At 41.4% G+C, this 22,256-nt stretch carries 19 protein-coding genes and 1 pseudogene; 13 read left to right on the top strand and 7 right to left on the bottom strand.

Annotated elements, in window-relative coordinates:
* Nucleotides 1-15 precede the first annotated feature (15 nt).
* Together FFJ24_RS04640 and FFJ24_RS04645 are read left to right on the top strand one after the other, a co-directional pair.
* The gene (locus FFJ24_RS04640) at nucleotides 16-714 is read left to right on the top strand and encodes a DUF4369 domain-containing protein (protein ID WP_138822999.1); all 699 of its coding nucleotides are present in this window, start codon (nucleotides 16-18) and stop codon (nucleotides 712-714) included.
* Between the two features lie 36 nt (nucleotides 715-750).
* Complete coding sequence (locus FFJ24_RS04645) at nucleotides 751-1,869, top strand: TlpA disulfide reductase family protein (RefSeq protein WP_138823001.1); 1,119 nt, start codon at nucleotides 751-753, stop codon at nucleotides 1,867-1,869.
* A 691-nt stretch (nucleotides 1,870-2,560) separates the two neighbouring features.
* Here FFJ24_RS04645 and FFJ24_RS04650 read toward each other — a convergent pair.
* The 5 genes from FFJ24_RS04650 to FFJ24_RS04665 form a co-directional block, all read right to left on the bottom strand.
* A complete protein-coding gene (locus FFJ24_RS04650) occupies nucleotides 2,561-2,788 on the bottom strand; it encodes a hypothetical protein (RefSeq protein ID WP_138823003.1) in 228 nt (75 codons plus the stop codon).
* A 116-nt stretch (nucleotides 2,789-2,904) separates the two neighbouring features.
* Nucleotides 2,905-3,366 carry a helix-turn-helix transcriptional regulator gene (locus tag FFJ24_RS04655; protein WP_138823005.1) on the bottom strand — a complete coding sequence of 154 codons (462 nt, stop codon included), beginning with the start codon at nucleotides 3,364-3,366 and terminating at the stop codon, nucleotides 2,905-2,907.
* Between the two features lie 379 nt (nucleotides 3,367-3,745).
* Nucleotides 3,746-4,111 (bottom strand): hypothetical protein, encoded by a 366-nt coding sequence (locus FFJ24_RS26280; RefSeq protein ID WP_210419458.1) that lies wholly within the window; start codon nucleotides 4,109-4,111, stop codon nucleotides 3,746-3,748.
* Between the two features lie 36 nt (nucleotides 4,112-4,147).
* Nucleotides 4,148-4,435 carry a DUF3667 domain-containing protein gene (locus FFJ24_RS26720; RefSeq protein ID WP_210419459.1) on the bottom strand — a complete coding sequence of 96 codons (288 nt, stop codon included), beginning with the start codon at nucleotides 4,433-4,435 and terminating at the stop codon, nucleotides 4,148-4,150.
* Nucleotides 4,436-4,789: 354 nt separating this feature from the next.
* Nucleotides 4,790-5,842 (bottom strand): response regulator, encoded by a 1,053-nt coding sequence (locus FFJ24_RS04665; protein WP_138823007.1) that lies wholly within the window; start codon nucleotides 5,840-5,842, stop codon nucleotides 4,790-4,792.
* A 461-nt stretch (nucleotides 5,843-6,303) separates the two neighbouring features.
* Here FFJ24_RS04665 and fumC point away from each other — a divergent pair, with 461 nt between their 5' ends.
* From fumC to FFJ24_RS04715, 10 genes are all read left to right on the top strand, one after another.
* Complete coding sequence (gene fumC, locus FFJ24_RS04670; RefSeq protein WP_138823009.1) at nucleotides 6,304-7,731, top strand: class II fumarate hydratase; 1,428 nt, start codon at nucleotides 6,304-6,306, stop codon at nucleotides 7,729-7,731.
* 37 nt (nucleotides 7,732-7,768) lie between these two features.
* Nucleotides 7,769-8,425, top strand: a complete 657-nt coding sequence (locus FFJ24_RS04675) for a porin (protein WP_138823011.1) — start codon at nucleotides 7,769-7,771, stop codon at nucleotides 8,423-8,425.
* On the top strand, nucleotides 8,419-8,913 hold the full coding sequence (locus FFJ24_RS04680) for a hypothetical protein (protein ID WP_138823013.1): 495 nt from the start codon (nucleotides 8,419-8,421) through the stop codon (nucleotides 8,911-8,913). The genes FFJ24_RS04675 and FFJ24_RS04680 overlap by 7 nt, the downstream gene beginning before the upstream one ends.
* Nucleotides 8,914-8,923: 10 nt before the next feature.
* A complete protein-coding gene (locus FFJ24_RS04685) occupies nucleotides 8,924-10,354 on the top strand; it encodes an anion permease (RefSeq protein ID WP_138823015.1) in 1,431 nt (476 codons plus the stop codon).
* A gap of 34 nt (nucleotides 10,355-10,388) precedes the next feature.
* Entirely contained in the window at nucleotides 10,389-11,054 is a 666-nt protein-coding gene (locus FFJ24_RS04690; RefSeq protein WP_210419460.1) for a succinate dehydrogenase cytochrome b subunit, read from the top strand.
* Nucleotides 11,054-12,964 (top strand): fumarate reductase/succinate dehydrogenase flavoprotein subunit, encoded by a 1,911-nt coding sequence (locus FFJ24_RS04695; protein WP_210419461.1) that lies wholly within the window; start codon nucleotides 11,054-11,056, stop codon nucleotides 12,962-12,964. The genes FFJ24_RS04690 and FFJ24_RS04695 overlap by 1 nt, the downstream gene beginning before the upstream one ends.
* 21 nt (nucleotides 12,965-12,985) lie before the next feature.
* Nucleotides 12,986-13,732, top strand: a complete 747-nt coding sequence (locus FFJ24_RS04700; protein ID WP_138823019.1) for a succinate dehydrogenase/fumarate reductase iron-sulfur subunit — start codon at nucleotides 12,986-12,988, stop codon at nucleotides 13,730-13,732.
* A 19-nt stretch (nucleotides 13,733-13,751) separates the two neighbouring features.
* Nucleotides 13,752-13,979, top strand: coding sequence for a hypothetical protein (locus FFJ24_RS04705; RefSeq protein ID WP_138823021.1), 228 nt, complete (start codon nucleotides 13,752-13,754; stop codon nucleotides 13,977-13,979).
* A gap of 430 nt (nucleotides 13,980-14,409) precedes the next feature.
* Entirely contained in the window at nucleotides 14,410-15,798 is a 1,389-nt protein-coding gene (locus FFJ24_RS04710) for a DUF6055 domain-containing protein (protein ID WP_138823023.1), read from the top strand.
* A 253-nt stretch (nucleotides 15,799-16,051) separates the two neighbouring features.
* Complete coding sequence (locus tag FFJ24_RS04715; RefSeq protein WP_138823024.1) at nucleotides 16,052-16,771, top strand: hypothetical protein; 720 nt, start codon at nucleotides 16,052-16,054, stop codon at nucleotides 16,769-16,771.
* A 627-nt stretch (nucleotides 16,772-17,398) separates the two neighbouring features.
* Here FFJ24_RS04715 and FFJ24_RS26725 read toward each other — a convergent pair.
* Both FFJ24_RS26725 and FFJ24_RS04725 read right to left on the bottom strand, forming a co-directional pair.
* Nucleotides 17,399-19,029, bottom strand: a pseudogene (locus FFJ24_RS26725) (zinc-dependent metalloprotease).
* A 265-nt stretch (nucleotides 19,030-19,294) separates the two neighbouring features.
* A complete protein-coding gene (locus FFJ24_RS04725; protein WP_138823026.1) occupies nucleotides 19,295-19,933 on the bottom strand; it encodes a hypothetical protein in 639 nt (212 codons plus the stop codon).
* A gap of 792 nt (nucleotides 19,934-20,725) precedes the next feature.
* Here FFJ24_RS04725 and FFJ24_RS04730 point away from each other — a divergent pair.
* Nucleotides 20,726-22,255 (top strand): retron St85 family RNA-directed DNA polymerase, encoded by a 1,530-nt coding sequence (locus FFJ24_RS04730; RefSeq protein ID WP_138823028.1) that lies wholly within the window; start codon nucleotides 20,726-20,728, stop codon nucleotides 22,253-22,255.
* Nucleotide 22,256: the final 1 nt, after the last annotated feature.

Consider the following 22,256-nt stretch of genomic DNA (forward strand, 5'->3'; position numbering starts at 1 on the left):
ATTATTTTTTCAATTATGAAATATTCATTATTTGCAATTGCGATGTCGGTTTCACTATACGCTTCAGCGCAGAACCTGAAGTTTGAAGGCACACTTGCTGGATTAACTGGGGATACCAAAGTTATTTTATCCGATATGATGAACGTAAAATTCAATGATACGGCTTCAGTTAGTACAGATCGGTTTATACTCGATACCAAACTGCCAGGCGCAGGGCTATATGTACTTAGAGTAGGCTTGGTAGGTAAAAGCCCCGAGCACCGCGTTTTATATCTTGACTCGGGCACGGTGAAGTTAGCAGGTAAACGTGGAAATTTAAAAGCAGCTGAATTGACGGGACAGACGAATTACATGAAAGATTGGTTAAAATTCGACCGTATCATACAAAACGACCCTATCCTGGCCTTGCAAAACCGGCAAACCGATACACTTATTATACTTGCCGGTAAAACTGGTTCTTACGACGGCGCTATGGCTGATACAGGTTTTGTCAGAAGATCATCTGAAACTTTTCCGTTAGCGGATGCTAAAAAAACCGAGCTGGCAAAAGCCTGGCTTGTCCAAAATCCTGATTCTGATATTAACGCTTATATCATCTATAAATACCTGCGGTGGAAGCTTACTGATGAAGAATTGAAGAGGGCTATCGCTCAACTTAACCTAGCCGCTCGCAAGTCATTAATCGGAAAAATCTTGCTTTCCAGAGTTCATTAAACCCGGAACAATAGAAGCTAATAGTTTTAAAAAGTCATGAGAAAATTAAAAATGCTGGTTGCGTTAGTCCTGTTATGTTCAGGTGTGTACGCACAGAAGAAACCATATACGGTGCTTGGAAATGTGCAAGACCTTGTTAAAGAGGGCAAATACATTTACAGTTTCTATCAGAAAAATGAGGATGTGGTAATAGATTCGGTTAAAGTCCAGAACGGTAAGTATTCATTTGCGGGTGATCTTGACCAAACGGTTATGATGTCAATAAGCACCCGGCGATATGGTAGTGATGTCAAAATCTTTGTTGGTCCGTCAGAGCATATTCAGCTCATTCACAGTAAGTCTTTTAAGGACGTAACTGTTTCAGGATCTAAAGCGAATCTGGAATATAATCAAGTCCGCGCTGCATTGGCTGTTTATCTTAAAAAGATGCATGAAATTGATGTGAAATTGGATTCTGCCAGAAGGCTACGTGATACCGCGATGTTAAAGAGGTTTCAGGCAGATGGAACGGATATATACCACCGTATGATCGAGGACGTCTACCCGAACTATATCAAAAATAATCCTAACTCTTCGATCGCCTTAAGTATGCTGGACGAATATTTTGGTGGTGTAGTTGATGCGCAAAAATTGGAGCCTTTATATAACGTATTGACAAAGGAAGTTAAGGGCAGCGCCGAAGGTCAGCGTTGGGGGAAAATTCTGGAGAAAGCTCAGCGTGCTGGCGTTGGGAAGCAAGCACCGGACTTTACGCAATATGACCAGGCCGGAAAAGTAGTAAGACTCTCTTCATTTAAGGGAAAATATGTTTTAATTGATTTTTGGGCAAGTTGGTGTTTTCCATGCCGGGCAGAAAACAAAAATGTTCTGCGTGCCTATAATTCACTAAAATCCAAAGGATTTGAGGTTTTAGGGGTCTCAATTGATAGCGACAAAAATGCCTGGATTAAAGCCATCAAGGATGACGGAATGCCATGGGTACAAGTTACTGATCTTAAAGCAAAAAAAAATGCAGCAGCGCTCCTGTACGGAGTTGATGCCATACCTCAAAATTGGTTGATCGATCCAAATGGTATTGTGCTGGGTATCAACCTAAGGGGTGAAGATCTTGCCCGGCAAATCGAAAAATTAATAAACCAAAGCAAGGGGAAGTAATGTACAATAATTAATGAGTAACCCGGACTGAAAAGAGAAAGGGGCAATGATCTGGTTTTGTTGAATTGATTGGTAAACTGGACGGAGCATTAAGCTAAAGTCCAGTACTGAAAATCCTGAACTCAGGCAAAAGGATCTGGGTAAGAACCTGGTTTCTGCATTAGGTAAGGATTACAGGGAAGGCGGTGTACTGAGCGCCACTTATACCGATAGGCCATTGAATATGAGTAGAGGATATATCTGGAAGGGAGTAACCTATCAGGATGTAAAATAACAATTAGCAAAATTGAAAGGAATAGTGCATTGGGATCTTTGCTGAAGGAAAGGGCTCAGGTGATCAAAATTAAGGATTAACTGTGAATACGGCGTTGGATTACGACAATGAATCTGGCCGGTATATAGCAGGTGATTTTATTTTCGGTGGATATTATCAGAGCGGGACATCCGAAGCAATTTAGCTTATACCTTGAAGCACAGCCTACGATAAGACACGTTTCATTTTACTATCCCGGGGAACGAAGCCCTCGTTCTGACGGCTTTAGAAATGTGCCCGTTCATGATGCATGCGGCTATTCAGGTAATGAACCTGGTAGCGCCGTGTTGGATATCGATGGACAATTTTGCGGGTTAACATCGCCAACAGAGGAAGGACTTCAAGTATCATTATGCCTGTGTGTGCTGGGAAAATTTTTTAAAAAACGATATTGAATAACAGAAATAAGATGAAAAAAATTATTCTAGCTATTTTGATGCTCTGTTCCTTAAGCATGATGACGTAACAAGGTGAAGAACCAGCGTTTGATTCAAAGTTGAAGGCATTAAAAAGTGAAAAAAGTGTGGCGATTCGCCAGAAAAAGATAAAATCGAATGGCAATGCTGCGGTAAAATCGTGGATGGAACTATCAGGTTTATCTTTCATTAGGCTATTTTTAAGTGCTTGTAAGCATGGGGCTTGATGCTACACCAATGGAAGGCATTAATCGCGAAGCTTAAAAACAGATATTACAGTTAATAAATCATATTAACATCCCAGATCTATCTAGAAAAGTAAAAGAAAAACATCGCCTTTACGATCTGTCCCATTGAACGCTTACCTGTTACCCAGTTAGAAATATCATCACGGTCGATTCCTGTCTCAAAGGCAATCTGTTTGATGCGGATCCCCTTTTGTTGCATCTGCTGGTCTATCCATTTGGCGTCTACAACGCTCGTTGGTGACGGAAAAATGGGTTGGGCATCGACCATGATCTTATGATTTGGCAATAGTTTTATTAACAGGTCTTGTCCGCGTTTGATTAGCGTTGCTTCAGTTGCATATTTGCCCGATGTATTTTCAGTTTGGGTTGTTTCGATCGTTATTTCCTGATCGGTAACCGATTGTATAGTAAACGTAGTATTATATTGCTCTATATAACGTTGTCCGGCTTTTTGGAGCTTGTTAAGCTGTTCCTCACTTAAATATTGTTTTAGCTTTTCTGCTCCCTTTATCGTCTCCATTTGTTTTTTGTTGTTTTATGATTTTAGTTTGTACCTAACAAATGGTGAGCGTATTGGTTTTTACCAGGTCTGAATACGTTTGTCATTGTGTAGAATAAAAGCAAATGATCAAGATATGACGAATATCTGTTTATTATGCTTCAAAGAACGACTGTGAAAGTATTCATGCTCAATCCTATTAAGTAATGCCTTAAAATGAAGTTATTAAAAGCGGCAATAGCTTTCCCAACAAATGATAACCTATGGATTAGTTCACTTAGAAAGTTTACAAACTTTTGAAATACACAATCTCTTCTGTTGCAAAGTCTTACGGGCAGAAAGTATCATTTTTGTTAATGATTAAAATATTTAAGTCCGATAATATTTAAAAGATTGTTTGTTATTTGTTTGCCAGATACAGGACGACAATAAGGATAACCCGGATAATTAGTTTATACTTTTTTAAACCAAAAACAGAGAAATATTGATAGTAAAAAATGATGATGTACAAAAAGGTGAGTACCGTAAGAAAATAGTTTACCGATAGCAAAAACGCTTTGTTGCCATTAAAAATCATAATGACTGGTAAAATAAGGCTAATGGTAAAAACCCCGCATAAAAGGTACATATTGAGGACGATGTTCTCTGCATAATTTTGTTTGCTTCTTCTAAAGAATAAATAACTGGCAAAAGCAATAATTGGAATGTGCAGGAAAACTGTAATTTTTGAATAGTTTTTTAATACTTTAAAAAGGCCTGTAACCATTGTTTTATCATATAAATCTGCTGCTTCAATGATGGTCTACTTTTTTATAAAATAGCCTATTGTCAGCAATAAAAGTATAGTGGCAAAATAATTAAAGTGTTTTACTCTTTTCCTTTGTACATATTCTATTATGCTGTGGCCTGGTCTGGTAAATAATTCTTTTATGGTGTAGAAAAAGCCTTTGTCGAAGTGAAATATGCCGTGGATAAAATCATGTTTAAAAACGTGTGATAACGAAAATCTATGTGTTGATGTTGCCTGGCTACAATTACTGCAAAACTTCCCGGTAGTTTCTTCATTGCAGTCTAAACAGTTATTTGTCATTAGTCAGTTTTATATTTTTATGAATTGAGGCCCTCCTCCAATCGTTTATAGATGGCTGCTGATCGTTCTTAAACGAGCTCCTCAACCCTCAGCCATACGACAAATATATCACATATTCGTGATATTTGTATGCATGTTTAAATTGCCGTTATTGGATTTTTAAGATAAAACAATGATGCACGAGGATTTCGGTTTTACGCTTTTGCTGAAGTGATGAAAAAAATAATGAATTTGATCACCACCTGGTAAGTTTGCAACAGGATCAAGGTTGTAATATAAAGCATTACTGATATGAAATTCATTTTTCTCACCAGAACCATTATTTAATATCCGGGCAACTTTTTCCCTTAGGTTTTAATTTTTCATTTTCAATAACCCTTCAGGATTTAGTACGGTTATATTTGCTCCAATCCGATCGATTAGTTTCTCTTCCTTAAAATCAGAGAGGGTTCTGCTGACTGTTTCTGTGGCCATACAGGCCATAGCGGCAAGGTCTTCCCTGGAAATGATAAACGGGTTTTGCTCTGGTATATTCTGGTGATATAATCTTAAGATGGCACCAGCCATTTTTTTACGTACCGATTGATAAGCCAGCTGGAGTAGCTGTTCCTCTTTTTCCTGGTTATCACTCGATAGGAGGTTGATAAATTCCCTGGCCACTTTCGGGTATTGAAGGAGTAAAAGTTCCATCTGATCTAAGGGGATGAAGCAGATCTCGCTATCTTCTACAGCAGTTGAGGTATCGGTATAAGCCGTACCGCTCAAAATGGCATTTATCCCAATGTAAGAGCCTGAAACATGCATCCCTGTCATCAGCTCCCGTCCGTCTTGCGCGAGTTTTATCGTCTTTACCTTTCCGCTATGTACCAGATAAAGACCTTTTCCAAAATCTCCCTCATAATAAATTACCTGTCCTTTTTTGAATCGCCTTTTTGTTTTGCCTTCGATTAATTTGTGAAATTCCGAGAGTCCATCGGTATGAGCTACCAATATCCTGAATTCATCAGAAACGGTATGGAGTACCTTATCCTGCGCTTCCTTTTTTCTTATTCTAATATCAATTGCATTCAGGAGTTCCATGTCATCAAAGGGTTTGATAAGATAATCATCTGCGCCCAGTTCCATTCCCTTTCGCAGATCCGTGTATTCAGCCTTGGCGGTGAGAAAAATAAAAGGGATTCCCAAAGTTTCGGCATGTTTATTCAGTATATAAAGCACCCCGTATCCATCCAGTTCAGGCATCATAATGTCACACAAAATAATATCCGGGAGTTCACTAAGGGCCATATCGACCCCTGTCTTACCATTTTTGGCCTCAAAAACGGTGTAATTTGCCATCTTAAGTATCTCTGCTATACTTTCGCGAATCGCATTATGATCTTCAATAATCAGTATTTTCTTGCTCATTTTGATGATTATTGGGGAAAGATAAGTGAATACAGATAAAATAATACCCTTTGGCAAACAGGTGCATTGCAATTCTTTTCGTCCTGCAAGATGGGCGCACCTACGTCACATAAAGGGCAAGGTACTGATAATTATCTAAGGGGATGATGAACATCATCTTTACTTCGGTACCTGGTCATTTAGCTCAGCCTCTTTAGGTAAGCTGTTTTTTATAGAATTTATTGTAAACAGGTTGCGGCAAAAACAGTCGGCTCGTATGGCAATTATCTAATTATAACCCGTTTAGTAATGTTTTATGTACGTGATGTCCTCTGGAATGGAGATGGTGAACCGGGAAGATTTAGTGATAGCTATATTTCTTCTGCTATTTCGTTGATTCACATCACTTTTCCCGGTGACTGCCATCATGGCAGGCTCATATTATCCTGGTCACTTTTACAGCATATCTTAAATCAAGCAATATGCCTACCCAACCAGTAATAAATCAAATTCCAGCATTAAGAACAGCGCATGACAGTATGGGCGATGTTCAGGTTCCTCTGAACCGCTACTGGGGAGCCCAGACCGAACGTTCACGAAATAATTTTAAGATTGGTCCGGAAGCATCTATGCCCGAAGAGATTATTGAAGCTTTTGGTTATCTGAAAAAAGCTGCGGCATACGCCAATAAAGATTTAAATGTACTTTCAACTGAAAAACGAGATCTGATTGCAAAGGTGTGCGATGAGATTACTGATGGTAAGCTTTACGGAGAATTTCCGCTTGTGATCTGGCAAACTGGTTCCGGAACTCAGTCCAATATGAATGCCAATGAGGTAATCTCCAACCGAATCCATGTATTGCAGGGAAACGAAATGGGCAAAGGTGAGCTGTTTGTTCACCCAAATGATGATGTAAATAAATCCCAGTCTTCTAACGATACTTTCCCAACGGCAATGCACATTGCTGCCTATAAAATACTGGTCGATGTGACCATACCCGGCATTGAAAAGTTAAGGGATACACTTCATGTTAAATCTGAGGAGTTCAAAGATGTCGTGAAAATTGGCCGTACCCACCTGATGGATGCGACACCCCTGACACTGGGCCAGGAAATCTCCGGTTATGTTTCCCAGCTTGATCATGGGCTTAAGGCGCTTAACCATACCTTAGACCACCTTTCCGAAATCGCACTCGGGGGCACCGCAGTAGGTACCGGCATGAATACGCCGGGTGGGTATGATGTTGCCGTTGCCGCATATATATCAAAATTTACCGGTTTCCCCTTCCGCACGGCAGATAATAAATTTGAGGCTTTATCTGCTCATGATGCCCTGGTAGAAAGTCATGGCGCATTGAAGCAGATCGCAGTATCGCTGATGCATATTGCCAATAACATTCGGATGCTGGCCTCCGGACCAAGGTGTGGTATCGGCGAGTTGCATCTCCCTGAAAATGAACCCGGCTCCTCTATTATGCCCGGTAAGGTAAACCCTACGCAGAATGAGGCAGTAACGATGGTTGCGGCACAGGTAATGGGCAATGATGTAGCCATCACCGTTGCGGGATCCAACGGACAGTTTCAGCTCAATGTATTTAAGCCAGTAATGGCCGCAAATTTTCTGCAGTCTGCACGGCTTATCGGCGATGCCTGCTGTTCATTTAATGAAAACTGTGCAATGGGCATCAGCCCGAATTATGACGGCATTAAAAAACACCTGGAAACCTCTCTCATGCTTGTAACAGCTTTGAATCCGCATATCGGATATGACAATGCTGCAAAAATTGCAAAGTCCGCATTAAAGGAAAACAAGTCACTGAAGGAAGCCGCAATCAGTCTTGGGTTAGTCACCAGCGAACAATTTGATGAATGGGTAAGGCCGGAAGATATGATTGGCGCAATTAGCTAACCGTAAGCGCATTGATAAAAATCTCAAAACAGTAATCATGAAACAATTTTATATCATCCTGTTACTCGCCTGCAGTATGCTTTTCGCTTCCGCACAGCAAAAAGACCAAACCCGGTTAAGTGACACCCTGAAAAATTATTCTGCATACAAACGTAAACTCAGCTTTGCGGGCGTGTTGCAAACGCGTTATGTGCTTTCTATGGATAAAAACGTAGACATTAACGGCAAAAACTATGATCCCGCAATGTCTAAGGCAATATCTAATACCTTTATGATCAAGCGGGCCAGGGTAATGGTTAAGGGTGATATTAATGATCATTTTTCGGCCAATATACTGGCCAATCTGGCTGAGTTTAATAGCGATCCGACCAACAAGGTGTTGGAAAATGCTTACATCAAATATTCTCTTAATGAATATTTCCACATTCAGGCGGGGCAGTTCCGCCCTTTTTTCGGAATCGAAGATGCCATGGCAGTAGATATTATCCGAACACTTGACTTTTCCAACCAATATTATGCTTTCGGAAAAAACGGCTGGCAGAGTTTTCAAACCGGACTTTCTGTATTGGGTAACGTGATTCCTGGAGGAAAACTCAGGTATTTGCCGGGGTTTACAATGGAAACAATAAAAACCAGCCCGCCGATGACAATAACACCAAGAACTTATATGGCAGGCTGGAAGCTGATTTGCTGAAAGACTTTACCATTGGCATTAACGCAGGCTCGGGAAGTTTAGCTTCCAGTGGTATTGGCAAAGCTTATGGAGCCGATGCTACCGCCAAGATCCCGCTTTCGAAAAAATTCGACCTGCTTTTAATGGCTGAATATAAGGAAGGAGCAAACTTTATGGCCTACAATGCCGACAAACAGATTGCCCGCCCTGATCTGGATGAATACCAGATGCAGGGGTTTTATTTTTTTCCAACGCTCCGTTACAACCATGAAAGCAGAAGATTGCGGGCGGTGGAATTTTCCTGCAGGTACGAATATTTTGATGAAAATTACAAACTGGCCAGCAATCCCCGCAAGACCCTCATTCCAAATGTGTCACTGATTTTTGCCGATGACTTTTATGCGGCCCTTCAGCTTGGGCTAGCTATAGACAAGTTTAAAAAAGAAGTACCCTTAAGTACAGCCTACAACCACAGCCTTGGCTATGTTCAGTTACAGATACGCTTTTAAAGAAAATATTATGAAAGAGATCAATTTTAAATCGCTTATTATTACCCTTGTGGTTGGCGTGGCCATCTGGTTTATTCCTGTGCCCGATGGGGTTAAGCCCAATGCCTGGCATTTGCTGGCTATTTTTGTCGCCACCATTGTGGGGATCATTTCTAAAGCTGCATCCATGGGTACAATGGCCATAATTGGCATTACCCTTTGTGCAGGAACCCAGGTATTGGCGCCGGGCGATCCGGTTAAATCTATCCAGAATGCATTAAGCGGTTTTGGTAATTCTACGATATGGCTCATCGGTCTTGCCTTTTTTATTGCAAGAGGTTTTATCAAGACGGGCCTTGGTACCAGGATCGCCTATAGTTTTATCAGGATTTTTGGTAAAAGTCCATTAGGGTTGGCTTATGGTCTGAACACGGCCGATCTGATATTGGCTCCGGCCATTCCCAGTAATACCGCAAGAGCAGGAGGTGTGATTTTTCCGATCATGAAATCTATTGCGGTAAATATGGGCTCAGTACCAGAAAAACCTGAAACACATCGCAAGATCGGTGCATTTTTAACTTTAAGCAGTTACAATGCAAATATGATTACCTCGGTTATGTTTCTGACTGCTACTGCCAGTAACCCGATGGCGCAAAAGTTTGCAAAAGATCTCGGTGTCACCATCACCTGGGGAAGCTGGGCAATTGCAGCACTGGTTCCCGGATTGGTCTGTTTCCTTTTGGTTCCGCTTTTTCTTTATAAAGTATTTCCACCAGAACTTAAGGAAACCAAAGAAGCGCCGGCCATAGCAGCCAAACAGCTAAAGGAGATGGGGCCAATTACGATAAAGGAATGGTTAATGGTCGCAACCTTTATTATTCTTCTGGTGCTCTGGATATTTGGAAACCTGTTTGCAATAGATGCCACAACCGGTGCGCTGATTGGTCTCTGTATTCTGCTGTTGTGCGGGGTACTCACCTGGGAAGATGTCAAATCTGAAAAAGGCGCATGGGATACCATTGTCTGGTTTTCTTCTCTGGTAATGATGGGCTCATTTCTGAATTCACTTGGCTTCATCGGCTGGTTCGGCCACCTGGTGGGCGGGCAAATGGCACATTTGAGCTGGCAACTGGCTTTTCCGGTCATCATACTGGTATACTCTTACTGTCACTATATGTTTGCCAGCGCTACCGCACAGGTAGCGGCTATGTACTCGGTATTTCTTGCCGTTGGAATTGCCGTGGGTGTACCTGGAACTATGCTGGCTATATTTTTAGGCGCCTGTGCATCGTTGATGGGTTCGCTGACACATTATGGCCATGGTCCTGCACCGATATTTTTTGGAAGTACCTATGTCGATCTTAAGGACTGGTGGAAACAGGGCTTTTTTATGAGTGTGCTGTTTTTGTTGGTCTGGTTTCTGGTTGGCGGGGTATGGTGGAAGGTTATAGGTCTTTGGTAGCGATGGTTCGGAGCAAAATTATTTTATAAAAGATATGAAACAAACGACTTTAATATACAAACTGATCATGGCCACAACAGGACTTTTCCTGTGCTTCTTTCTGGTGATTCATCTGCTGGGAAACCTACAGCTGTTATTGCCCGAATCGCAGGCCAGAGAACAGTTCAACTGGTATTCACACCTGTTATCCGGGAACATCCTGATTAAATTTATATCTTATGTACTTTATCTTTCCCTGATCGGACACGCTGTTTATGCGCTGGTCATCACGAGAAAAAACATCAAGGCTAACGGTACAAAATATGTTTATGATAAGCGGAGTAAGGTAAGTTCATGGAACAGCCGGAATATGGGCGTACTTGGCACCATAATTCTCGTTTTTCTGATCATCCATTTTAAGGACTATTGGTATATATACAAGTTTGGCAACCTGCCATTGGATGCAAAAGGGAATAAGGATTTATATGCCATTGTGGTCAGTTCGTTTCAGCAAGGATGGTATGTACTGATCTATGAAATCTCCTTTCTGGCGCTCGGCTTTCATTTGTTGCACGGTTTCTTTAGTGCCACTCGTACCGTGGGGCTTTATCATCCTAAATATGCAAAAGCAGTTCGCGTTTTCGGCTGGATATATACGTTCGCAATCACTTTTGGCTTCATGCAGATTCCAATTTACATTTATTTTAATTTCAATTTCTGATGATGGATTCTAAAATTCCTGCAGGCAATCTGGCTGATAAATGGAAAAATTATAAAGACAGTTCTAAACTGATCAATCCTGCAAACCGCAAAAAACTCGACATCATTGTTGTTGGAACGGGGCTTGCGGGTTCCTCCTGTGCAGCTACGCTTGCCGAGCAGGGCTACAATGTAAAATCTTTTTGCTTCCAGGATTCGGCCCGAAGAGCACATTCTGTTGCTGCACAGGGCGGGGTAAATGCGGCGAAGAATTATAAAAATGATGGCGACAGCGTTTACCGCATGTTCTATGATACGATTAAAGGTGGTGATTTCCGCTCGCGGGAAGCCAATGTTTACCGCCTCGCTGAATGTTCACTTGCCCTGATCGATCAGGCTGTAGCACAGGGTGTGCCTTTCGCCAGGGAGTACGGCGGTTACCTGGGCAACAGGTCTTTTGGAGGCGTACAGGTTTCACGAACTTTTTATGCGCGCGGGCAGACGGGGCAACAACTCATGATTGGGGCCTATCAGGCCCTGATGAGGCAGGTAGCTGAGGGGAAAGTGAAAACGTATACCCGCCATGAAATGCTTGACCTTGTTCTCATCGATGGAAAAGCCAGAGGAATTATTGCCCGCAACCTCGGAACCGGGGAGATCGAACGCCATGCTGCCCACGCTGTAGTTTTAGCTACGGGTGGCTACGGAAAGGTATATTATCTTTCTACACTGGCGATGGGCTGCAACAGTTCTGCCATCTGGAGGGCCCATAAAAAGGGTGCTTATATGTCGGGAGTGAGCTGGATCCAGTTTCATCCAACCTGTTTGCCCCAGATTGGAGAAACCCAGTCTAAGTTGACGCTGATGTCAGAATCGCTACGGAACGATGGCAGAATCTGGGTACCAAAAAAGGCTGGTGATGATCGGGTACTGAACGATATTCCGGAAGACGAACGTGATTATTATCTAGAACGCCGTTATCCAGCTTTTGGTAACCTTTCACCAAGGGATATTTCCTCCAGGGCGGCGAAAGAGCGCATTGATGCCGGTTGTGGCGTTGGGCCAATGAAAAATGCCGTTTGCCTTGATTTTTCAAAAGCAATAAAGGAACAGGGCAGAGATAAGATTGAGGAAAAATACGGCAATCTTTTCAGGATGTACGATAAGATCAACGGGGTAGATGCCTATAAAGAACCTATGCTGATTTCGCCCGCTGCACACTTCACTATGGGCGGGCTCTGGGTAGATTATGATCTTATGACCACTATTCCCGGACTATTTGCCCTGGGTGAGGCCAATTTTTCCGATCATGGTGCTAACAGGCTGGGTGCCAATTCTTTGCTTCAGTCCTGCGTTGATGGCTATTTTATTGCCCCATACACCATTCCAAATTACCTTTCGGGAGAACTTAAGTCTGAAATAATTACAACCGATCATCAGGCATTTGCAGCAGCTGAACAGTTGGTTAGAGAACAGCTTTCCAGGTTTTTAAACCTCAAAGGACATCTTTCCGCCGATCACTTTCACAAAACACTTGGTAAGCTGCTTTACGATAAATGCGGGCTATCCCGGACCAGGCAGAGTTTGGAAGAGGCTATTCTAGATCTTCGGGCACTCAAAAAATCCTTCGATCACGAACTGAAAATCACAGGAGATGATCGGGTGAATTCAGAGTTGGAAAAAGCAGGCCGTGTTGCCGATTTTCTGGAACTGGGCGAACTAATGTGTTATGACGCCCTTCAAAGGGAAGAATCATGCGGAGCCCATTTCAGGGAGGAATATCAGACTGCCGATGGGGAAGCTGTGCGCAACGATGAGGATTTTTGTTACGTTTCTGCCTGGGAATGGAAAGGGGAGGGCGTGAAACAGGAATTGCATAAAGAACCCCTCATTTTTGAAACCGTAAAGCTTACCGTTAGAAGTTATAAATAGTTAATTGTTAAAATGTCTGTTATGAAATTACATTTGAAAATCTGGCGTCAGGAGCACAGGTTGGCTAAGGGAGATATGGTTGCTTACGAAGTTGATAATATCTCCCGGGACATGTCCTTTCTGGAAATGCTGGATCTGTTAAACGAAAGTTTAATCCAAAAAGGAGAACGGGTTATTGAATTTGACCATGACTGCAGGGAAGGTATCTGTGGCGCCTGTGGCATGATGATCAACGGCCGTGCACATGGGCCGCTGAAAGGAACAACTACCTGTCAGTTGCACATGAGAAGTTTTAAAGATGGACAGACCGTTTATATAGAGCCTTTCAGGGCAGCATCTTTTCCTGTATTGAGGGACCTGAAAATTGACCGTTCCGCCTTTGATCACATTATCCAGGCGGGTGGATATATTTCTGCCTCCACCGGTCAGGCCCCGGAATCAAACAGCATTCCGGTTGCACATGGAATTGCGGAGGCAGCATTCGATGCAGCTGCCTGCATAGGATGTGGTGCATGTGTGGCAACCTGTAAAAATTCGAGTGCAGCGCTGTTTACTTCAGCCAAGATTTCCCATTTGGTACTTTTGCCCCAAGGCAAACCGGAATCAGCAGGCCGGGTAGTTGATATGGTTAACCAGATGGATTCGGAAGGCTTCGGTCACTGTTCCAACACCGAAGCATGCGAGGTAGAATGCCCACAGGAGATTTCTGTATTGCACATCGCACGTATGAATTATGAGTATGGTAAATCATTGCTTTTAAGAAAATAGACAGTTAATAATCAGCATCATGTATAAGTTAGCGTTAGCTCACAGAATAGAGTTGGAAACCCGAAAACGGCTTCACGCTGTGAATGCGGAAGCATTTATAATTTTCAACTCTTGCATTACTTTCTTGCCTCAAAACCTGGAAGTAACCCTTTATCCCGACCCGGAATTATATGATATAGATGCTACTGAATCGTTTCGGAAACAATTGCGTGATATTCATCAGCATGTTAAAGAAGATTTAATGTAGTATTCGAAGTAAACATAGGCTAAAAACGGCCTGACTGACTTAATTGTTTAGCATGTGAATCGGTTCATATAAAAACGAGAAACTGCCTGATCGCTTGTAAAGTGCCACAATTTGGATGCTTAATATCAATATTTTGCCGCTTTTTGCTAATATCCGATCAGAATGGATGCCTTTTGTGGTGTATATTAAATATTACATATTTTTTATACAACACTGTAATAATCCCCGGATTAAAGTGGGCCCACGCCTTACCAATTTATTCTGAATGTGGAGGTGTATTGTAAAATCTTTTATTTTAAGTATTAACCCATCATAAAAATATTTTTCACGAAAAGCCTGCTGATCTTCTGAAGGAATCACCCCTCTAAAGATGAGTACGCTGTGTGATGAAATTTCATCAATCTATAAACCTAATCAACCAAAAACCAAAATGAAAAAACAAATTTTATTATTCCTGATCATTGTATTGTTATCAGGCTGTAAAGAGGAATTTAACTCCATTCAGCCCACCCCGCTAACTAAGCCGCAAAATCAGGCCAGAATAGCAGCGGTTGCAGCTGCTGCTGCTCCCGAAGTCTATATTCCGCAGGAACTCAGTTCGAATGATTTTAATAATTCGGCCAGCACATGGAGTTGGTCAAGATCCCGCTCTTCCGATCACTTTATTGTTTTCTGGGCTAAACCCTATGGCAGTAACGATCCAAATTCGACCGCTGTACCAGCAGCATATCGGGTGAACATTACCGACCTGCTGAGCAAAGCGGAAGGCTTTTTTCAATTAAATGTAACTCAATTAGGTTTTGCTAATTTGGCTACATCTAAGCTGAATAGATACAAGATGATGATCTTTATCAATTATCAAACGGAATGGCTGGCTACTGGTTCTGGCTATGATAACGTAATTGGTGCCCTTTGGGTTAGCCCGGCTACCATGCAGCCGGTTGGTCATGTCATCGGTCATGAGATTGGACATTGTTTCCAATATCAGGTTTTTGCTGACCAGGGTGTTGGCGGGTTCCGCTATGGGTTTGGTGGCAATGGTGGTAACGGATTTTGGGAACAAACGGCTAATTTCCAGGGATTCCAGAGCTATCCTTCGACGGTTTTTACCGCATACGATTTCACCGTTTACAAGGATAATTACCACCGACATGTTCACCATGAATGGTATCGTTATGCCAGTTACTTTATTCTCTACTATTGGGAATTTAAAAGAGGGCGCGATTTTGTCGGAAAATTATGGCGTGAGTCTCGCCAACCGGAAGATCCAATCCAGGCATATATGAGGCTTAATGGTATTAATGTGGCTACTTTTAATGGAGAAATCTACGATCAGGCCGTAAGATTTGTGACCTGGGATATTCCTTCACTCCGGACTTACGGTACCAATTACCATGGTGCTCAAACGTGGAACTATACAAGGCTGACTGACGGAAGCTACCAGGTAGCATATAATCGTGCTCCAGGCACTACTGGTTACAATGTTATCCCTTTAACTGTTCCTGCCGCAGGTACGGTTGTATCAACCGTGTTTACCGGTATGGTTAATGCGCCCGGGTATAATCAGGTGGCAAATCCGGCAAGAGCAGGTTGGCGCCATGGATATGTTGCACTTTTAAATACAGGAGAACGCAGGTATAGCGGCATGTGGACCAACAACGCAACGAGTAGCTTTACTGTGCCGGCTGGTACTGTAAAATTATGGTATGTAGTAACCGGAGCGCCGACTACCTATGCACCACACCCATGGGATGAAAACGAAGCCAATGATGACCAATGGCCTTACAAGGTGAAATTCACGAACAGCTCCGTGTTGTAAGACATCGCTAAATAATACATTTTATGTAAATTAAGGTTAGGCCGTCTCAAATTTGTTGAGGCGGCTTTTTTTACGTTAGCCTGGTAACTTCTTTAAGAATGCTTGCCTGTCACCCTGGCCAGATCAATTACGACAGGAGATTACCGGAATTTAATATTGAAAATCTCAATTTAATTCATCATCCGGTCGATTCCTTTTTTGCTTTTCCCGTTAGTAATACTTATTATTGATTACACACAAAAACAATACACAGATGAAACGTTTACAAGTAAAGAAGGGGTATTTTCTGATGCCCTTCGTAAGGAGTATGATATGCTTACTACTCACCAGCTGGCTAGTGCCGGCAAATGCACAATTTTCGGGAGATCGAAATGAAAAGGAGTATTATAACAGGATCTTTTCTATACTTAATGGAAGAATAGGGCCTATTGGTAATACTGATGTCACCTATTACACCGGAGATTTTTACCCGGAAATTAAAGGTAAGATAAAATCTATTGGCAATACTGATATCACCTATTACACGGGAGATTTTTATCCGGAAATTAAAGGTAATGTAAAATCTTTTGGGAAAACTAATATTACCTATTACACCGGAGACTTTTACCCGGAAATTAAAGGTAGGATAAAATCAATAGGTACAATAGATTTGATTTACTACACCGGAGATTTTTATCCTGAGCTTAAGGGAAAGCTAAAATCAGTAGGTAAAACTGGGGTGACCTATTACACCGGAGACTTCTATCCAGAAATTAAAGGTAAACTTAAGGCTGTTGGCGATACGAATATTACTTATTATACAGGAGACTTTTATCCAGAGCTTAAAGGTAAACTAAAAGCTGTTGGCGATGCCGAGATCATTTATTACACCGGAGATTTTTATCCAGAGCTTAAAGGTAAAGTAAAATCAGTGAATGGGAGTTTTCCTGAAAGCATTTTGTTCCTTTTTCCCGAACTGGGCATAACCAATTAGCATGTTGAGGAGGTCGAAAATAAAGGATGGTACCGGTAGTGGTGTTAAGCTTAGCATGATCGTATTTAAATTCTAAACAAAAAATAGGCTGCCTCATAAATAGAGAATTGTTATCCTGAGGGGGGAATTTATTTATAAAATCAATATGAGTGACGTAGAATCGTTTTTTCTTGTCCTGCGGCGCTGTCTTGCCTCGGCTACCGATGAAAAATCGGTACAGGTCCGCCGCCGCCGAAGGGATCTTTCTTTTTGGTGTCAAAAAGAAACAAAAAACACCGGCTGAAAATTTTTCTTTCGAAGTTAGTAGGTTGGCTTGGGCAGTACAGCCCGAAAAATTTGTTAGGCCGGATTTAGGTAGAACGCGGATATCGTGCTATGGCCTAGCTGGGTGGAAATACTAAGGCAATTAAGTGCTGATTAATAATGACTTGTAAAATAACGTCAATGGTAGAGGTTAGAATTTTTCGAATACATCGGCGCGTTGATGACAGATATACAAGGGCGTCCTAATAAAGTACATTAATTTTAAAACATTAATCGAACTCAGGTTGGTATTTAAATCCTGAACAAAAAAGAGGCAAAATTCTTTTAAAGATTTTTGCCCCTTTTTACTTTCCAAATCGCTGTTTATTTTTCTGGATCCAGCACCTGGTTTATCGTCCGTACAATATCCTGCAGGTGGTATTTCTCCAAACCCTCACGTTTCGGAAGCACGGCTTCAATATCGCCTTTGAGTTCTGTTAAATGCATTTTTACCAGTGTAGAAATGTCATTCGCCTGCACATCAACGATATTGTATTGCTGCATTTGTTGTGCGGTGTAGCCTCCTGCAGCTGTTGCTGTCAGCATTTTTTTCAGGTTATCCACATAAGCTTTCTGGAGGTTACGGCGGTAAAGGTCAATTTGCTGACCATCATAAAGCTCAGACCACACACCTTTTTTCATATCAGAAAAAAGTTCGTCTATGGTATAGGTTGGGGTTTTGCTTAGCGTGGCATTGAGCAATTTATTTAATGAGCTGACTCCCATAACACTGCCCAGCATATCTTTTTGATAATTTAATATCAACCGGGTCGGATCGGTAGCGATTTTGCCTGATAAGGAACCCTCAATTAACCAGGTTGGTGTGTGGAACAACTGCTGGTTCAAAAAGGAAACGGCCTGCTTTTGAATCTGGGCCGGTACATTTTTATACACCAAACCTGGCTCATCAACAGTCTTTAAATCCGTATAAACCCCGGCGATGTTTTTTGCAACGTGTCCCAGGTAACGTCTGTACTGACTGGCGACTTCGGCATACATTTCTTTTGCATTTCCATAACCTTCATTTTCCTCTTTTGTCCATTCTATCAAATTGGGCAAATGCGTTTCAGGTTTCTGATGCCATACTCACTGGCCAGCATGGCATTGTCGCCCAAATCTTCGTTCTGGCTACGCGGATCGGAGGGGTCTGCCTCTGTTCCAAACCATAGTCTCGGATTTGCAGCCACACGTTTACTGATCATTTTACTCAATGGCCCGTGTTCATCTTCAGCTTTGGTATACTGGGGCATCCATTTGTAGCCCCATTCAATAGCCCACTTGTCGTACTCTCCAATCCTCGGATAAATCCCTGCTTTCCCAATGTGATCTTCTGGCTGTGCTACGTAGTTAAAACGTGCATAATCCATAATTGATGGCGTATGTCCGTTGGCTTCTACCCATTTCTTGTTGCGCAACAGCTCAACCGGAACAGTAGAGGAAGAACCGTAGTTGTGCATCAAGCCCAAAGTATGGCCAACTTCATGCGAGGAAACAAAACGAATAAGATCCCCCATGAGCTGATCGTCAAACTTCTTTCTAGCCCTTGGATCTACCGCTGCGGCCTGGATAAAATACCATTTACTAAGAATGCTCATGACGTTATGGTACCAGTTCACATGGGTTTCCAGGATCTCGCCACTACGCGGATCGTGCACACTAGGTCCGCTGGCATTTGCAATTACCGAAGGTTTATAAACGATGGCACTATGGCGGGCATCATCAATGCTCCAGGTAGAATCTTTCGGCGCTTCCTTTGCAATGATGGCATTTTTGAAACCTGCCTTTTCAAAGGCAACCTGCCAATCGTTCACACCTGCAATCAAATAAGGAACCCACTTTTTAAGGGTGGCAGGATCAATGTAGAAAATAATCTGTTTTTCAGGTTCTACCAGTTCTCCTCTTTTGTATTTTTCTACATCTGCAGCTTTGGGTTCCAGGCGCCAGCGCGTGATCATCACCTCACGTTTGATCCCTATCGGATTGGCATCAAAATCGACATAGTCGGCCGTACTTTTCTTATCGTCCCACTATTCTTCTGACAGTGGTTGATGCCCTAAAACCAAAAAACAATTTTTAACATGAAGAGATATCTATTGATAGGTGGTGCATTCCTTCTAATTTTAAGCGGTAGCGGCTCCTAATTACACGCCAGAGTACCTAAAATACAGGTATTGGAAAGGTTAGCCCTCACTATCTGTAAGGGCTTAAATTTAGTTTACCTCACTCAAAACTTCGCTTTCCATCAGTAACGTAGCTGTAAATTACCATATATTTGGTTCCGTTCTTTTGAAAATGCCCGATAGGAATATCGCCTTTTTCAAAGTAGGCCGATTTGCTTTCGAAAGGAATACCATAAAGAATGGTATTAGCTTCTGTTTGATGATAAACAACATCATTTCTGTTGTTTGCAATAGCGATTAATGCTGATAAATTTTTGCTCGATCCTTTTTGGGTATATTTTGGATGGTGCGGGTGTTGATCGGCTAATACCCAGGAACCGGGTGCCATCGGTTTATAAAATTTGCCTAAAGGGATATCGAAACGGCGTGGTAAAAAGCAAGAGGCTATTGTGCCGTTGGTGGTGATGGTTCCGGTTTCTATAAAGAAATGGGTGATTTGAATCCAATGCCGGGTGAGCTGATACACATATTCCCGAATGGAGTTTTGCCCATCCTCTAAAAATTCTGCCCATCCGGTGTAGCGTGGCAAAGTCATCATGATTTCAGAAACATTCCCATCAATATGATGTAAGGTAGCCTTTACTGCGCAAATGGCAGGTAATACATTCATTTTGGCTGATTCAGCTGCAACCTGGGCAGGGAGCTGTGTGTTTTGATTTTTAAAATTGTTGTTTCGCATAACATTGTTAAAAAGATCCTGGGTGCTGCGAAACAACAATAAACTCTTTTCAGAGAAAATTTAGATACGGTGCCAAACCGCTCACCCAGGAATATTGTTAAAAATTGATTTGCTTATTTAATTGCTTCTCTGTCTAAGTTGAAAATTCTGTTTATTATTATTTCGCATAGGCAATTTAGAAAAAATAGCTCAAATCACAAAGTAAAATCTTAATTATTAAATTAAAGAGGGGCGTCACCCTTTCCCGATTTTTAAATCGGGATGAGAATCTATTTACTAAAGATGCTGAAACAAGTTCAGCAGGACGAACCGGACTGCAATGAATGCCTTTGAAATATAAGTGGGGAGGCTTTTTCTATACCTCAATTGTGAAATTAGGTAACTCGTTGTTACCATGAAATTATCTTGTTGGATTAATATTTCTTTCCTTTAAAACCCCTTACTTATTGTAAAAATAAAATTTAAAGATAACTTAAAAATTAGTTTCAAATTCGAAATATTTATTTCTATATTGCCCTCGGATTAAAAAAATACCTTGCTTTTTCTGAATAAGAAAATGGTGATGTTTCGTCATCGATGAACTAATATTTGACACTCGGCACTACCTGCAATCTTTATGGGGAGAACACGTACCATACGTACGGTTTCGGTTCCATACTCCGCGAGTTTAACCGTACGTATGGTACGTGTTCTCTGGAGTTGATTGATATAGTCCTATGAAAATACGAAGGATTTTAAATTCGGGCCCTGTTTTATCAAAAAGACAGGGCTTTTTAACTAAAAAAGCTCCAAATGTCAGAAAAACTGAGCCGACAACAAATCTACGACCGTATTCGGGCTACCTCTAAAGAAAGTTATATTCTTGAAGAAATGCAGCGTCTTGGTTTTTGGGAATCTTCTGATACGCCAGGTTTACCAGAAGTTTTAATTCATCGGGAACTTGTTGCAAACCAGGAGCTGAATAACCTTTTGGCGCAGGATCGTAAATACCAGAATCAAGAAGCCATGCTGAAGGAAATGCGTAAAGCACGCATGAAACTGGCAAAAGAAAAAAGAGAAAAAACCAGGCAAAAAAACAAACAAAAGAAAGAAGATCAGGCTGCAAACTGGGCGAATATTCAACAACAGCAGATTATTTATTTGGGCGATGGCGTTTCAGGTGGCTTAAACCAAACAGAATCTGATGTTGAAACTTTGCAGAAATTTAATCTGCCGGTTTTTAATCAAATTGTTGATTTCGCATCGGCAATCGGTGTAGATTTATCCACTTTAAGATATTTGCTCTATCAAAGAAAAGTTTCCCGGATAAATCATTACCACACTTTCGAAATTCCTAAAAAAACAGGTGGGAAAAGGCTGATATCGGCACCAAAATCCAGACTAAAAGCTTTACAACTCTGGGTATTGGAGAATATTTTGAACCATATTGAAATTAATGACCATGTTCACGGCTTTATCAAAGAACGCTCCATCATCAGCAATGCGCAACCACATCTCGAAAAAGACATTGTTATTAATGTCGATCTAAAAGATTTCTTTCCAAGCATTAGTTATAAACGCGTAAAGGGGTTATTCAATAAATTGGGTTACTCAGAACAACTTGCTACGGTGTTTGGTCTAATTTGTACCTACGCAGAAACAGAACATGTAGAAATGGATGGCGTATCTTATTACGTGCAAAAAGGAAATCGTGTTTTACCACAAGGTTCTCCGGCTAGTCCGGCCATTAGCAATTTAATAGCTTTTAAACTTGATAAGAAAATCAAAGGATTAGCATCAAAATTCAACTTTATTTATACCCGATATGCCGATGATTTAAGTTTTTCAACATCGAAAGAAAACGAAAAAAATATTGCCAGTTTATTGTTCTTCCTTAAAAAAATAATTGAAGCTGAAGGTTTTACCATGCACCCCGAGAAAACGCATATCATGCGAAAAGGTAATCTGCAAAAGGTTACCGGCATTGTTGTAAATGAAAAATTAAATGTTCAGCGAGATCGACTGCGCAAATTTAGAGCACTTCTCCACAATATAGAATCGAACGGATGGAAAGACCAGAAATGGGGGAATGCCAAAAATCTGATTAATGCCGTTGAGGGTTACATCAATTTTGTGAAAATGGTAAATAAGAGTAAGGCTGCAGCTTTTAAAGCTCAGCTTGAAAATATTGTTGCTAAACATGGTTATCCGGTTATCGTGGAAGAGGTTGTAGAAGTTAAAACCGAAACTATTGTGGCAGAAATAGTACCTGAAGTTAAATTGGAAAATCCCATAAAACCATCAAGTGATGCCAAACAGTACGATTGGTGGAATATTCTTTAAA

Source organism: Pedobacter sp. KBS0701, from assembly GCF_005938645.2.
GTDB lineage: Bacteria > Bacteroidota > Bacteroidia > Sphingobacteriales > Sphingobacteriaceae > Pedobacter.

What these genes read in the sequence shown, in the direction of transcription:
- FFJ24_RS26280 (WP_210419458.1), bottom strand. Translation starts at nt 4,111, where the DNA reads ATGGTTACAGGCCTTTTTAAAGTATTAAAAAACTATTCAAAAATTACA.
- FFJ24_RS04695 (WP_210419461.1), top strand. Translation starts at nt 11,054, where the DNA reads ATGATGGATTCTAAAATTCCTGCAGGCAATCTGGCTGATAAATGGAAA.
- FFJ24_RS04700 (WP_138823019.1), top strand. Translation starts at nt 12,986, where the DNA reads ATGAAATTACATTTGAAAATCTGGCGTCAGGAGCACAGGTTGGCTAAG.
- FFJ24_RS04645 (WP_138823001.1), top strand. Translation starts at nt 751, where the DNA reads ATGAGAAAATTAAAAATGCTGGTTGCGTTAGTCCTGTTATGTTCAGGT.
- FFJ24_RS04710 (WP_138823023.1), top strand. Translation starts at nt 14,410, where the DNA reads ATGAAAAAACAAATTTTATTATTCCTGATCATTGTATTGTTATCAGGC.
- FFJ24_RS04725 (WP_138823026.1), bottom strand. Translation starts at nt 19,933, where the DNA reads ATGCGAAACAACAATTTTAAAAATCAAAACACACAGCTCCCTGCCCAG.
- FFJ24_RS04655 (WP_138823005.1), bottom strand. Translation starts at nt 3,366, where the DNA reads ATGGAGACGATAAAGGGAGCAGAAAAGCTAAAACAATATTTAAGTGAG.
- FFJ24_RS04675 (WP_138823011.1), top strand. Translation starts at nt 7,769, where the DNA reads ATGAAACAATTTTATATCATCCTGTTACTCGCCTGCAGTATGCTTTTC.
- FFJ24_RS04690 (WP_210419460.1), top strand. Translation starts at nt 10,389, where the DNA reads ATGAAACAAACGACTTTAATATACAAACTGATCATGGCCACAACAGGA.
- FFJ24_RS04730 (WP_138823028.1), top strand. Translation starts at nt 20,726, where the DNA reads ATGTCAGAAAAACTGAGCCGACAACAAATCTACGACCGTATTCGGGCT.
- FFJ24_RS04715 (WP_138823024.1), top strand. Translation starts at nt 16,052, where the DNA reads ATGAAACGTTTACAAGTAAAGAAGGGGTATTTTCTGATGCCCTTCGTA.
- FFJ24_RS04705 (WP_138823021.1), top strand. Translation starts at nt 13,752, where the DNA reads ATGTATAAGTTAGCGTTAGCTCACAGAATAGAGTTGGAAACCCGAAAA.
- fumC (WP_138823009.1), top strand. Translation starts at nt 6,304, where the DNA reads ATGCCTACCCAACCAGTAATAAATCAAATTCCAGCATTAAGAACAGCG.
- FFJ24_RS04665 (WP_138823007.1), bottom strand. Translation starts at nt 5,842, where the DNA reads ATGAGCAAGAAAATACTGATTATTGAAGATCATAATGCGATTCGCGAA.
- FFJ24_RS04640 (WP_138822999.1), top strand. Translation starts at nt 16, where the DNA reads ATGAAATATTCATTATTTGCAATTGCGATGTCGGTTTCACTATACGCT.
- FFJ24_RS04685 (WP_138823015.1), top strand. Translation starts at nt 8,924, where the DNA reads ATGAAAGAGATCAATTTTAAATCGCTTATTATTACCCTTGTGGTTGGC.
- FFJ24_RS26720 (WP_210419459.1), bottom strand. Translation starts at nt 4,435, where the DNA reads ATGACAAATAACTGTTTAGACTGCAATGAAGAAACTACCGGGAAGTTT.
- FFJ24_RS04650 (WP_138823003.1), bottom strand. Translation starts at nt 2,788, where the DNA reads ATGAAAGATAAACCTGATAGTTCCATCCACGATTTTACCGCAGCATTG.